The organism is Curtobacterium sp. VKM Ac-2861 (genome assembly GCF_013204965.1).
In the GTDB taxonomy this organism is placed as follows: Bacteria; Actinomycetota; Actinomycetes; order Actinomycetales; family Microbacteriaceae; genus Curtobacterium.
The window spans coordinates 738,525-751,063 of the sequence record NZ_JABMLA010000001.1 but is presented as its reverse complement, the minus strand read 5'-3'; the positions used below and the strand labels follow the sequence as shown (position 1 = coordinate 751,063).

Below are 12,539 nucleotides of genomic sequence, written 5' to 3'. Positions count from 1 at the left end.
GTGACCGGTGGGTGACCCCAAGGGATTCCTCAAGGTCCAGGAACGCGAACTGCCCGCACGGCGCCCCGTGCCCGTCCGGCTCATGGACTGGAAAGAGGTCTACGAGCAGCAGGAGTCCGGTGCCCTCAAGCGCCAGGCCGGCCGCTGCATGGACTGCGGCGTGCCGTTCTGCCACCAGGGCTGCCCCCTCGGCAACCTGATCCCGGAGTGGAACGACCTGACCTGGCGCGGTGAGGGCCGTCAGGCGATCGAGCGACTGCACGCGACGAACAACTTCCCGGAGTTCACGGGCCGGCTGTGCCCCGCTCCGTGCGAGTCCTCGTGCGTGCTCGGCATCAACCAGCCGCCCGTGACGATCAAGCAGGTCGAGGTCTCGATCATCGACGAGGCGTTCCAGAACGGCTGGGTCACCCCGCACCCGCCGGAGCGCCTGACGGGCAAGACCGTCGCCGTCGTGGGTTCCGGCCCCGCCGGGCTGGCCGCCGCGCAGCAGCTCACGCGCGCCGGGCACACCGTCGCCGTCTACGAGCGCGACGACCGCATCGGCGGGCTGCTCCGCTACGGGATCCCGGACTTCAAGATGGAGAAGCGCCAGATCGACGCGCGCCTGTCCCAGATGCAGGCCGAGGGCACCCGCTTCCGCGCGGGCGTCGAGATCGGCCGCGACATCACCTGGGACGACCTGAAGTCGCGCTACGACGCGGTCGTCGTCGCCACCGGCGCCACGGTGCCGCGCGACCTGCCGATCCCGGGGCGCGACCTCGAGGGCGTGCACTTCGCGATGGACTACCTGGTCCAGCAGAACAAGGCGAACGCCGGCACCCGGGTCGACAACCAGCTGACCGCCGAGGGCAAGCACGTCGTCGTGATCGGCGGCGGTGACACCGGTGCGGACTGCATCGGCACCGCGCACCGGCAGGGCGCCCTGAGCGTGACGAACCTGGCGATCGGCAAGCAGCCGCCGCTGGAGCGTCCGTCCGAGCAGCCGTGGCCGATGTTCCCGACCGTCTTCGAGGTCACGAGCGCCCACGAAGAGGGCGGCGAGCGGCACTTCCTCGCCTCGACCGTCGAGTTCCTGGCGAACGAGGCCGGCGAGGTCCGGGCGCTCCGGGTCGCCGAGACCGAGTACCTCGACGGCCGTCGCGTGCCGAAGGCCGGCTCCGAGCGTGAGATCCCCGCAGACCTCGTCCTCGTCGCGATGGGCTTCACGGGTCCGGAATCCGACACGATCGAGCCGCAGCTCGGTCTGCCGACGACGGTGTCCGGTGCGCTCGACCGCCGCGCCGACTACACGACGAACGAGGCGGGCGTGTTCGTCGCCGGTGACGCCGGCCGCGGGCAGTCCCTGATCGTCTGGGCGATCGCCGAGGGCCGTGCCGCGGCGGCGAAGGTCGACGAGTACCTCGAGGGCTCGACGATCCTGCCGGCGCCGGTGAAGGCGACCGACCGCGCGATGTCGGTCTGAGATGACGGATCGCCGCATGACCAACCACCACCAGATGCTCACCCCCCGGTGAGCGAGGGGCCACCAGCACTCGATAAGGTGCTGGTGGCCTCGCTTCGTTCCGCGCGGCCCCACAGCGCGGAAACCAGAGCATCACCCACCACCACGAAGGAATCCATTGAGACGCGCAAAGATCGTTTCGACGCTCGGACCGGCAACGTCGGACTACGAGACCGTCAAGGAGATCATCGAAGCGGGCGTCGACGTCGCCCGACTCAACCTCAGCCACGGTGACTACAGCGTCCACGAGGCCAACTACGTGAACGTCCGTCGCGCTGCCGAGGAGCTCGGAAAGCCGGTCGCGATCCTCGTCGACCTGCAGGGTCCGAAGATCCGTCTGGCCAAGTTCGCCGACGGGCCGCACGACCTGGCGGTCGGCGACGTGTTCACGATCACGACCGAGGACGTCCCCGGCTCCAAGGAGATCTGCGGCACGACGTTCAAGGGCCTGCCCCAGGACGTCAAGCCCGGCGACCCGCTGCTCATCGACGACGGTCGCGTCCGCCTGCGCGTGCTCGACACCGACGGCGTCCGTGTCCGCACCGAGGTCGTCGTCGGCGGCACCGTGTCGAACAACAAGGGCATCAACCTGCCCGGCGTCGCCGTCAACGTCCCCGCGCTGAGCGAGAAGGACGAGGCCGACCTCCGCTGGGGCATCCGCCAGGGTGCCGACCTCATCGCGCTCTCGTTCGTCCGCAACGCCTCGGACGTCGTCCGCGCGCACGAGATCATGGACGAAGAGGGCAAGCGCCTCCCCGTCATCGCGAAGATCGAGAAGCCGCAGGCCGTCGACGCGCTCGAGGAGATCATCGACGCCTTCGACAGCATCATGGTCGCCCGCGGTGACCTCGGCGTCGAGCTGCCGCTCGAGGCCGTCCCGATCGTGCAGAAGCGCGCCGTCGAGCTCGCGCGCCGCATGGCGAAGCCGGTCATCGTCGCGACCCAGATGCTCGAGTCGATGATCTCGTCGCCGATCCCGACCCGTGCCGAGACCTCCGACGTCGCGAACGCCGTCCTCGACGGTGCAGACGCGGTCATGCTCTCGGGCGAGACCAGCGTCGGCGAGTACCCGGTGCAGACCGTCCGCACGATGGCCCGCATCGTCGAGTCGACCGAGGACCACGGCCTCGAGCGCATCGCGCCGCTCGGCACCAAGCCGCGCACCCTCGGCGGGGCGATCACCCTCGCCGCGGTCGAGATCGCGGAGTTCACCGAGGCGTCGTACCTCTGCGTGTTCACCGAGTCCGGCGACTCGGCGCGCCGCATGTCGCGTCTGCGCCACGGCCTGCCGATCATCGCCTTCACCCCGAACGAGGCCACGCGTCGCCGCATGGCGCTCACCTGGGGCGTCCGGTCCTTCCTGGTCGAGCGCAAGACCCACACTGACGAGCTCTTCTCGCAGGTGGACGACGTCCTGCTCGAGAACGGCCTGGCCGCCCCCGGCGACCGCGTCATCGTGACGGCCGGTTCGCCTCCCGGGATCGAGGGCTCGACGAACGACCTGCGCGTGCACCGGGTGGGCGACGCCCACGCCGAGGCCGCTCCGGCCTACGTGCGGGACTGATCCGCAGGATCCCGACGCCGACAGGGCGCGGACAGGAGGCACGGCGCACGAGCACGCGTCGCTTCCGGTCCGCGCCCTGCCGCGTCTCCACGGCCCTGGTGGCGGCCACCTGTCGGCCGCAGGCGGCAGGATGGCTGCTGTGAGCCTCCAGACCGAACACCCGACGCCGCGCGCCGACGCCCGCCGCTGGCGCCGCTACCTGGCCGACGAACGCGCCGAGGGCGCGGTCTACCGGAACCTGGCCGCGCGGCGGTCCGGCGAGGAACGCGAGATCCTCGCCGCGCTGGCCGAGGCCGAGGGACGGCACGAGCAGCACTGGCTCGACCTGCTCGGTGACGACGTCGGACGTCCGCAGCGGGGCAGTCTGCGCACACGGGTCCTCGCGACGCTGGCGAAGCGCTTCGGGTCGGTGTTCGTCCTCGCGTTGATGCAGCGCGCCGAGGACCGCTCGCCGTACGCCGACGACGACGACGCGACCGCGAGCATGGCGGCCGACGAGCGCATCCACGGCGAGGTGGTGCGCGGGCTCGCGAACCGCGGTCGGATGCGGTTGTCGGGCACGTTCCGCGCGGCGGTCTTCGGCGCCAACGACGGACTCGTGTCGAACCTGGCCCTCATCATCGGCATCAGCGCCTCGGGCGCCGACCGGCACTTCGTCCTGCTGAGCGGCATCGCGGGCTTGCTCGCCGGCGCCCTGTCGATGGGTGCGGGGGAGTACGTGTCGGTCCGGTCGCAGCGCGAACTGCTCGAGGCATCTGCACCGCACCCCGAGGCCGGCCGCGCCGTGGCGGACCTCGACGTCGACGCGAACGAGCTAGCCTTGGTGTACCGCGCCCGCGGGATGTCCGAGGCCGAGGCGACCGAGCACGCGGCGCACGTGCTGTCCGGGATCGGTGAGCGACACCCGTCGACCGGTCCGGTCACCGTCACCGACGACCACGAGGCAGTGGGCAACGGCCTGAGTGCCGCGGTGTCGAGCTTCCTGTTCTTCGCGTCGGGCGCGATCATCCCGGTGCTGCCGTTCCTGTTCGGCATGCAGGGGTGGGCGGCCATCGCGGTCGCCGGCACGCTCGTCGGACTCGCCCTGCTCGGCACCGGTGCGGTCGTCGGCGTGCTGAGCGGTGCGTCGCCGGGCAAGCGGGCGTTCCGGCAGCTGGCGATCGGGTTCGGCGCCGCGGTCGTGACCTACGCGCTCGGGCTGCTGTTCGGCACCGGTTCCGCCTGACGTCTACCGGCGGACGGCGGCTCGCGGCGGGAGCAGCAGCAGGGCCGCGGCACCGACGACGATGAGGGCGATGCCGGCGAAGACCATGAACACGGTGAGCGCGAGGCCGGGCGCGACGAGCACGACGACGCCGCCGAGGATCGACAGCACGCCACTCACCAGCGTCGGCACCCGGGACGACCCGGGGTGGCCGACGAAGCCGCCCACGATCGACACGATGCCCTCGATCACGAAGCCGACCCCGGCGAGCACGGCGTAGACGACCAGGGGGATCGCGGGGTCGAGCAGCGCGACGAGTCCGGCGACCGCGACGAGCGCACCGACGATCCCGGAGGTCCACCGCCACACCGTCGGCGTCCCGTGCCCGCGCGCCGCAGCCACGACCCGCAGGGCGCCGGCGACGACGAGGTACACGCCGAACAGCAGCGCCACGAGGACGAGCGACGGCCGGGGCCACACGATGGCGACGATCCCCAGGGCGATCGCGACGACCGCTGTGACGACGACGAACACCCGGAACGTGCGGACGGCACGAGAATCCACGGACACTCCTCCTGATCGGACCGCTGGAGTCCCGAACGCTACCCGGCCGACGGCGAGCCCGTGCGGTCCTCGGACTCGAGCGGGCGCGAGCGCGTGCAACCGGATGCAACCCCCGCGGTCGTACGGTGCGAGCAGCACGCGAACCGTGCGTGCCCCGACAGCGTCGTCGAAAGGCCACCACCATGACCATCGCACCATCGCCCACCAGCTACGCCGCACCCGGCGAACCGGGCTCCCTCGTGCAGTACCGATCGCGGTACGACCACTTCATCGGCGGCGAGTACGTCCCGTCGGCGAGCGGCCAGTACTTCGAGAACCCCACCCCCGTCACCGGCAAGGTCTTCACCGAGGTCGCGCGCGGTGACTCCACCGACGTCGACCGTGCGGTGGCGGCGGGGTGGAAGGCGTTCCCGGCCTGGGGGCGGACGAGCGCCGCCGAGCGCGCGGTCATCCTCAACAAGATCGCCGACCGCATGGAGGAGAACCTCGAGATGCTCGCCGTCGCCGAGACGTGGGAGAACGGCAAGCCGATCCGCGAGACCCTCGGCGCCGACATCCCGCTCGCGATCGACCACTTCCGCTACTTCGCCGGAGCGATCCGCGCGCAGGAGGGCTCGGCCGGCGAGATCGACCACGACACCGTGGCGTACCACTTCCACGAACCGCTCGGCGTGGTCGGACAGATCATCCCGTGGAACTTCCCGATCCTGATGGCCGTGTGGAAGCTCGCACCGGCCCTGGCCGCGGGCAACTGCGTCGTGCTGAAGCCCGCCGAGCAGACCCCGGCGTCGATCCACGTGCTCGTCGAGCTCATCCGCGACCTCCTGCCCGCCGGCGTGCTCAACGTCGTCAACGGCTTCGGCATCGAGGTCGGCGCACCACTCGCCCAGCACCCGGACATCCGGAAGATCGCGTTCACCGGCGAGACCACCACCGGTCGGCTGATCATGCAGTACGCCTCGCAGAGCCTCATCCCGGTGACGCTCGAGCTCGGCGGCAAGAGCCCGAACGTGTTCTTCCCCGACGTCGCCGCCGAGAAGGACTCGTTCTACGACAAGGCGCTCGAGGGCTTCACCTTCTTCAACCTCAACCAGGGCGAGGTCTGCACGTGTCCGTCCCGGGCGCTCGTGGCGAAGGAGATCTACGACGGGTTCGTCGCCGACGGCCTCGACCGGGTGCGCGCCGTCAAGCAGGGGCACCCGCTCGACCTGTCCACGATGATCGGCGCCCAGGCGTCGAACGACCAGCTCGAGAAGATCCTGAGCTACATCGACATCGGCAAGCAGGAGGGCGCGAAGCTGCTCACCGGCGGGGAGCGCGCGGACCTCGGCGGGGAGCTCTCCGGCGGGTACTACGTCACGCCGACGGTGTTCGAGGGCGTCAACTCGATGCGGATCTTCCAGGAGGAGATCTTCGGTCCGGTCCTCGCGCTGACGTCCTTCAGCGGCTACGACGACGCGATCGCCACGGCCAACGACACCCTCTACGGACTCGGTGCCGGGGTGTGGAGCCGCGAGGCCACCACGCTGTACCGCGCCGGCCGTGACATCCAGGCCGGACGCGTGTGGTCGAACACGTACCACCAGTACCCGGCGGGAGCGGCGTTCGGTGGGTACAAGCAGTCCGGCATCGGGCGCGAGAACCACAAGATGATGCTCGACCATTACCAGCAGACGAAGAACCTGCTCGTGTCCTACGCCGACGGACCGATGGGCTTCTTCTGATGCCCGACACCGCACGCGTGGCGGTCACGCCGGCGGCGGGGGAGCTCCTGCGCACCCTCGCCGCCCGGCACGGCCCGCTGATGTTCCACCAGTCGGGCGGCTGCTGCGACGGCTCGAGCCCGATGTGCTACCCCGTCGGCATGTTCCGGACCGGCTCCGGCGACGTGCTGCTCGGGGCGCTCGAGGTCGACGGCATCGACCCCGTCGAGGTGTACATGTCGGTGTCGCAGTTCGAGTACTGGAAGTACACGCACCTGACGATCGACGTCGTCGACGGTCGCGGCGGCGGGTTCTCGGTCGAGAGCCCCGAGGGCAAGCGGTTCCTGACCCGGTCGCGGATGTTCGACGACGCCGAGCTGGCGGATCTCGGCCTGGTCCCGGTCGCGCACCGGACGTAGGCTGGCCGTACTCGTCGCGACGGTGCGGCGGGTGGGGTCGATCGGAGGACGCATGCGCGCACCCGACCGGCTCCGCCCGCTCGTCGCCGCGTCCTGGCGACGGTCCGCGGCGGTCGACCCGGACGGCGTGCCATCGCTTGCACTCGGTGACGATGAGCTCGACGCCGCCCGCCGGGATGGCCCCCTCGCCACCCTGCTGCCCGTGGTCCGGCACCTGCTGCTCGACGACACCCGGTCCGCCGGCTGCGTCCTGGCCGTCGGCGACGCCTCCGGTCGGCTCGTGTGGGTCGACGGCGCGCGGACGGCCCGACGTGCGGCCGAGGACATGGGCTTCGTCCCCGGGGCCGACTGGGCCGAGGACCGCGTCGGCACGAGCGCGCCCGGTACCGCCCTGCGGCTCGACCGGCCGGTGCAGATCCGCTCCGACGAGCACTACGCCAACGCCGTCAAGCCGTGGTCGTGCACCGCAGTGCCCGTGCACGACGCCCACGGTGCCACCGTCGGCGTGCTCGACCTGACGGGCGACGACCGGGCCGTCGAACGGCACACCCTCTCGCTCCTCGCGGCCACCGTCGCCGCCGCCGAGGCGCAGCTCGCCCTGGCCGCGAGCCGGTTCCCGGCGTCCGCCGCGTCGACGCCGCGCGCACCCGGCGCGGAACTGACGGTCCTCGGCACCGACACCGCCGTCCTGCGCGTCCACGACCGCCGGGTCCACCTGTCCGCGCGGCACTCCGAGCTCCTGGTCGTCCTCGCCGCCCACCCCGACGGGTTGGCGGCCGCCGACCTCGCGCACGCCGTGTACGGCGACGCCGGCGCCGTCGTGACGCTGCGCGCCGAGGTGGTGCGGCTCCGACGGGTCCTCGCGGAGCACGCGTCGGGCGTGACCGTGACGTCGCGACCGTACCGGGTGACCGGGATGGCGACCGACGTCGACACCGTGCTGTCCGCGCTCGACCGCGGGGCGCGCCTCCAGGCCGTCGACCGGTACACCGGACCGGTCCTGCCGGGGTCGGCTGCGCCGGGCGTGGACGCCGTGCGCGACCTGGTGCGCGGTCGGTTCCGCGAGTCGGTCGTCGCGGACGGCAGCGTCGAGGCGCTGCTGGCGTGGGCGCGGACGCCGGACGGGGCGGCGGACGCGCGCGTGCTCCGCGCGCTGCTCGCGGTCCTGCCGCGGCGGTCGCCGCGACGAGCCGGTCTCGTGGCGGCGATCGAGGCGCTCGAGGGTCCCTGAACCGGTCGGGACGACCCGGCCTGGAGGCACGCCCCGCGCGGTCGGGACCGCCGACGGTGCGCGCCTCCCGGCCTGGTGATCAGGAACCGGAGGTCGGCGTCGGCGTGGTGGTCGCGTCGGGAGCCGGCGGGGTGGGTGCCGTGGGCTTCGCACCGTCCTTCGGCGGAGTGGGTGCGGTGGGCTTCGTGCCGTCCTTCGGCGGGGTGGGTGCCTTCCCCTCGTCGCCCTTCGGCGGCGCGGGCATCGTCGCGGGGGCGCCGGCCTTCGGCAGCGCCGTGCAACCGGGCGCCGTCGCGGGGCCGCCCTCGGGCGGAGCGGGCAGCGTCGCGGCGTCGCCGTCGGCCGGAGCCGGAGCCGGTGTGGTCGCGCTGGTCGGAGCACCGCTCGGTGCGCCCGTCGGGGTGCTCGGCGCCGGGGTGGTCGTCGCGGCGTTCGCCGTGGCGATGCCGAACCCGCCGAGCACCAGGACCGCGGCCGCGGCCGTGCCGATGCCGATCCGTCGCAGGAGGGCACCGCGTCGCGGGGTGGCAGTGGTGGTCGAGTCGTCTCGTTCGTCGCGCATGGGGGATCCGTTCCGTGTCCGAGCGGATCCGGGTGATCCGCCGCTGGAGACGACGCTCGAGTCCGAATCTGAAGCATGCCTGAAGCACAGGGGTTCTCCAGCGTCCTCCATGCTCGGTGGCCGCCGGAGCGTCCTACGGTGTCCGCCGTGCCTGTTCCCGCTCGAATCCTGGTCGTCGACGACGACGACTCCATCCGGACCTCCGTCGCGACGACCCTGCGTGCGGAGGGCTTCCTGGTCGCCGAGGCATCCGACGGACGCGACCTCGTCGAGGACCTCCGACGCGCCGCACCCGACCTCGTCCTGTTGGACTGGATGCTGCCCGGGCCGAGCGGCATCGTGCTCGCCGGCCGGGTGCGCTCCACCTCGGACGCCGCCGTCGTCATGATGACCGCGCGGGACGAGCTCGACGAGCGCTTGCGCGGCTTCGCCGAGGGTGCCGACGACTACGTGGTGAAGCCGTTCGCGATGGCCGAGCTGGTTGCGCGGGTGACGGCGGTGCTCCGGCGGCGCGGGCGGATCCCGTCGGTCGTCGAGGTCGGCGACCTCGTCCTCGACCCGGACGCCGCCACCGCTCGGCGTGCCGGGGTCCTGCTCGACCTCACCGCGACGGAGTTCCGCCTGCTGCGGTTCCTCGCCGAGAGCCGGGGCCGCACCGTGTCGAAGGGGCAGATCACGACGCAGGTGTGGGGCTACGACGACGTCGCGGCGAACGTCGTCGAGGTCCACCTCAGCGCCCTCCGACGCAAGATGGAGGCGCACGGGCCGCGGCTCGTGCACACCGTCCGCGGCCTCGGGTACCGGCTGAGCGACGAGCGGACGGCGGCGTGAGGGTCCACGACGGTGCGCTCCGCACGACCTCGTTGCGGCTGCGCACGGGCGTCGCGATCGTGGTCCTGCTCGCGGTGCTGCTCGCCGGGCTGGCGGTCGCCGTCGAGGTGCTGCTCGGCATCCGACTGCGTGCCCAGGCCGAGGACCGGCTCCGTGACCGGGCGTCGGCCGCCGCGGCGCTCGTCGGGACCGTCGACGCCGAGGACCTCGCCGACCGGCTCTCCGCGCAGGGGCTGTCGGTGCGCATCGTCCGGCCGGACGGCGGGGCCGTCGAGGCCGGTCCGACGCCGGACCAGCTGCGGACGGGTCCGCCGGACCCTGGCGGTCTGCCGGCGACGGCGCCGCGCGGCAGCGGACTCGTCGGTGGGACGACACCCACGGCCGTTGCGACGCCGACGACCACCGCGGACGGCGCCACGGTCACGTCGTCGTCCGTGCGCGAGGACGACGGGGTGCTCACCCTCGTGAGCCGACTCGACGACGGCACCCGCATCACGCTGACCGTCGGAACCCGCGACGTGCAGGACACCCTGGTGCAGCTCGGCTGGGTGATGGGCGGTGCCTCCGCGGCGTTCCTCGGGGTCGCCGTCCTCGGGGTGGTGCTCGTCGTCCGCCGGTCCCTGCGGCCGCTCGACGAGATGGCGACGACCGCGCGGTCGATCGCGGGCGGCGACCGCGGACGGCGACTCCGACCCTCTCGGCAGGACACCGAGATCGGCCGCGTCGCCGTCGCCATGGACGAGATGCTCGACGCCGTCGAGGGCGCGGAGCGCGAGGCCGTCGCCGCGGAGGCACGGGTCCGCTCGTTCCTCTCCGACGCCGCGCACGAGCTGCGGACGCCGGTCGCGGGGGTCCGGGCAGCGGCCGACACGCTCGTGCGCGACGGTGGCGGCGACGTCGCCACGCGCGAGGTGCTCGCCGTGCACGTCGTCCGCCAGGCCGACCGAGCCGCACGGCTCATCGAGGACATGCTCACGATGGCTCGGCTCGACCGGGGGATCGAGCTCGACCGACGACCGGTGGACCTCGGCCCCTTCCTGGTGGCGGAGGGCGACCGGTTGCGGGTGCGGCTGCCGTTCGTCGCACTCGAGATCGTGGTGCCCGAGCGGCCCGTGTGCGCCGATGTCGATGCCGAGCGGCTCGCCCAGGTCGTCGGCAACCTCGTCGACAACGCCGCCCGCGCTGCCGGACCCGCAGGCCGCATCGTCGTCTCCCTCGACGACCGGGGAGCGGGCCCCGTGCTCCGGGTGGCGGACGATGGTCCGGGCATCCCGGCCCAGGACCGCGTGCGGGTGTTCGACCGACTCGTCCGCCTCGAGGCCGCTCGCGACGCCCGTTCCGGCGGGGCCGGACTGGGCCTGCCGATCGCACGGGGCATCGCCGAGGCGCACGGCGGGTCCCTGCAGCACGCCGACGACAACGAAGGCGGCGAGGGCGACGTGCTCGGCGGTGCGGTGTTCGACCTGCGGCTGCCGGCGGCGGTCGAGGGGCGGGGGCCCTGCTAGCCTGGAGGCCTCGCGAGTGTGGTGGAATCGGCAGACACGGGGCACTCAAAATGCTCTGCCTCACGGCGTGCGGGTTCAAGTCCCGCCACTCGTACAAGGCGACTGTTCTGTCCACGGATCGCCGTGTGCTGACATGAAGCACTTCTGACGTCTAGTAGGCTTGCGGCTGTGAGTGACACAGAAGCAACTGCAACAGCACCGCGCCGCGTCGTCGTCGCCGAGGACGAGTCGCTCATCCGCCTCGACATCGTCGAGATCCTCCGCGACAACGGGTTCGACGTGGTCGGCGAGGCCGGCGACGGCGAGACCGCCGTGCAGCTCGCCACCGACCTCCGTCCCGACCTCGTCGTGATGGACGTCAAGATGCCCCAGCTCGACGGCATCTCCGCAGCCGAGAAGCTGTCCAAGAACCACATCGCTCCGGTGGTCCTCCTCACGGCGTTCAGCCAGAAGGACCTCGTCGAGCGTGCGACCGAGGCCGGCGCGCTGGCCTACGTGGTCAAGCCGTTCACCCCGAACGACCTGCTCCCCGCGATCGAGATCGCCCTCTCGCGGTACCAGCAGATCATCACGCTCGAGGCCGAGGTCGCCGACCTCGTCGAGCGCTTCGAGACCCGCAAGCTCGTCGACCGCGCCAAGGGCCTGCTCAACGAGAAGATGGGCCTCACCGAGCCCGAGGCGTTCCGCTGGATCCAGAAGGCCTCGATGGACCGCCGCCTGACGATGCACGACGTCGCCAAGGCGATCATCGAGCAGCTCAGCGCCAAGAAGTAGCACCACCCGTCGCTCACACCAGCGCCGTCGGACCCCGGTCCGGCGGCGCTGCTGCGTTCCCGGGCGCGTGGGGCGCTCGGTGCGTGTGCATGTTCCGACAAGCCACCGGTTGATCGACGCGCGTTCTGTCGGAGTGTGCGGACGCATGCACTGGCGGCCACGGGCGCGTGGGGCGGTGGAGGCGACCACCTGGCAGGCTGGAGCCGTGGACGACGTGGTGATCCGGGCCTCCCGGCCTGAGGACATGCCGGCGGTGGCCGACCTGCGGTGGCGGTGGAGTGTCGGCGAGGGCGGCGCCGAGCCGGCCGCGACGCCGGACGACTACCGCGCGGCCATGACGGCCTTCGCCCGCGAACACCCGGACACGCACCGGTGTGTCGTCGCAGAGCGCGACGGTGCGGTGCTCGGCATGGCGTGGCTCGGACTCGTCGCCCGGCCGCCGACCCCGGACCGGCCGGGGCGACGCCTGACCGCCGACGTGCAGACCGTCTACGTGCACCCCGACCTGCGCGGGCTCGGCGTCGCCGGACGACTCGTCACCGCGCTGCTCGACATCGCGGACGACCTCGGCGTCGAGCGGACCTCGGTGCACTCGAGCGTCGACGGGGAGCGGCTCTACCGGCGGCTCGGCTTCGGCGACGCACGGCTGCTGCTGCAGCGTCCGCCCGAGGACTGACG

The 12,539-nt window shown here is 72.4% G+C and carries 12 protein-coding genes and 1 tRNA gene; 11 read left to right on the top strand and 2 right to left on the bottom strand.

Going from position 1 to position 12,539, the window contains the following annotated elements:
- Positions 1–7: 7 nt before the first annotated feature.
- From HQQ88_RS03415 to HQQ88_RS03405, 3 genes are all read left to right on the top strand, one after another.
- Positions 8–1,465 (top strand): glutamate synthase subunit beta, encoded by a 1,458-nt coding sequence (locus HQQ88_RS03415; RefSeq protein WP_123671717.1) that lies wholly within the window; start codon positions 8–10, stop codon positions 1,463–1,465.
- 157 nt (positions 1,466–1,622) lie between these two features.
- Entirely contained in the window at positions 1,623–3,068 is a 1,446-nt protein-coding gene (gene pyk / locus HQQ88_RS03410; protein WP_123294333.1) for a pyruvate kinase, read from the top strand.
- Positions 3,069–3,207: 139 nt separating this feature from the next.
- Positions 3,208–4,293, top strand: coding sequence for a VIT1/CCC1 transporter family protein (locus HQQ88_RS03405; protein WP_367916970.1), 1,086 nt, complete (start codon positions 3,208–3,210; stop codon positions 4,291–4,293).
- Between the two features lie 3 nt (positions 4,294–4,296).
- Here the strand turns inward: HQQ88_RS03405 and HQQ88_RS03400 are convergent, their stop codons facing one another.
- On the bottom strand, positions 4,297–4,836 hold the full coding sequence (locus HQQ88_RS03400) for an HdeD family acid-resistance protein (RefSeq protein WP_165901426.1): 540 nt from the start codon (positions 4,834–4,836) through the stop codon (positions 4,297–4,299).
- Positions 4,837–5,018: 182 nt separating this feature from the next.
- On the opposite strand from HQQ88_RS03400, the gene HQQ88_RS03395 reads away from it, so the two are divergent.
- From HQQ88_RS03395 to HQQ88_RS03385, 3 genes are read left to right on the top strand one after another with little or no spacing between them, the layout of a single operon-like run.
- Positions 5,019–6,560: an aldehyde dehydrogenase family protein gene (locus tag HQQ88_RS03395; protein ID WP_173168618.1), complete on the top strand. Its 1,542-nt coding sequence runs from the start codon at positions 5,019–5,021 to the stop codon at positions 6,558–6,560.
- On the top strand, positions 6,560–6,958 hold the full coding sequence (locus tag HQQ88_RS03390; RefSeq protein WP_111083940.1) for a DUF779 domain-containing protein: 399 nt from the start codon (positions 6,560–6,562) through the stop codon (positions 6,956–6,958). Before HQQ88_RS03395 ends, HQQ88_RS03390 begins: the two co-directional genes overlap by 1 nt.
- A 52-nt stretch (positions 6,959–7,010) precedes the next feature.
- Entirely contained in the window at positions 7,011–8,189 is a 1,179-nt protein-coding gene (locus tag HQQ88_RS03385; protein ID WP_173168617.1) for a helix-turn-helix domain-containing protein, read from the top strand.
- Between the two features lie 79 nt (positions 8,190–8,268).
- Here the strand turns inward: HQQ88_RS03385 and HQQ88_RS03380 are convergent, their stop codons facing one another.
- Positions 8,269–8,751: a hypothetical protein gene (locus HQQ88_RS03380; RefSeq protein WP_173168616.1), complete on the bottom strand. Its 483-nt coding sequence runs from the start codon at positions 8,749–8,751 to the stop codon at positions 8,269–8,271.
- Between the two features lie 147 nt (positions 8,752–8,898).
- On the opposite strand from HQQ88_RS03380, the gene HQQ88_RS03375 reads away from it, so the two are divergent.
- The 5 genes from HQQ88_RS03375 to HQQ88_RS03355 all read left to right on the top strand — a co-directional run bounded on the left by HQQ88_RS03375 (position 8,899) and on the right by HQQ88_RS03355 (position 12,537).
- A complete protein-coding gene (locus tag HQQ88_RS03375) occupies positions 8,899–9,582 on the top strand; it encodes a response regulator (protein WP_243648773.1) in 684 nt (227 codons plus the stop codon).
- Positions 9,579–11,087, top strand: a complete 1,509-nt coding sequence (locus HQQ88_RS03370) for a HAMP domain-containing sensor histidine kinase (RefSeq protein ID WP_173168615.1) — start codon at positions 9,579–9,581, stop codon at positions 11,085–11,087. Before HQQ88_RS03375 ends, HQQ88_RS03370 begins: the two co-directional genes overlap by 4 nt.
- Before the next feature lie 12 nt (positions 11,088–11,099).
- Positions 11,100–11,181, top strand: a tRNA-Leu gene (locus HQQ88_RS03365).
- 74 nt (positions 11,182–11,255) lie between these two features.
- Positions 11,256–11,861: an ANTAR domain-containing response regulator gene (locus tag HQQ88_RS03360; RefSeq protein ID WP_071291723.1), complete on the top strand. Its 606-nt coding sequence runs from the start codon at positions 11,256–11,258 to the stop codon at positions 11,859–11,861.
- A 205-nt stretch (positions 11,862–12,066) separates the two neighbouring features.
- Positions 12,067–12,537, top strand: a complete 471-nt coding sequence (locus HQQ88_RS03355; RefSeq protein WP_173168614.1) for a GNAT family N-acetyltransferase — start codon at positions 12,067–12,069, stop codon at positions 12,535–12,537.
- Positions 12,538–12,539: the final 2 nt, after the last annotated feature.

What these genes read in the sequence shown, in the direction of transcription:
- HQQ88_RS03395 (WP_173168618.1), top strand. Translation starts at nt 5,019, where the DNA reads ATGACCATCGCACCATCGCCCACCAGCTACGCCGCACCCGGCGAACCG.
- HQQ88_RS03390 (WP_111083940.1), top strand. Translation starts at nt 6,560, where the DNA reads ATGCCCGACACCGCACGCGTGGCGGTCACGCCGGCGGCGGGGGAGCTC.
- HQQ88_RS03385 (WP_173168617.1), top strand. Translation starts at nt 7,011, where the DNA reads ATGCGCGCACCCGACCGGCTCCGCCCGCTCGTCGCCGCGTCCTGGCGA.
- HQQ88_RS03380 (WP_173168616.1), bottom strand. Translation starts at nt 8,751, where the DNA reads ATGCGCGACGAACGAGACGACTCGACCACCACTGCCACCCCGCGACGC.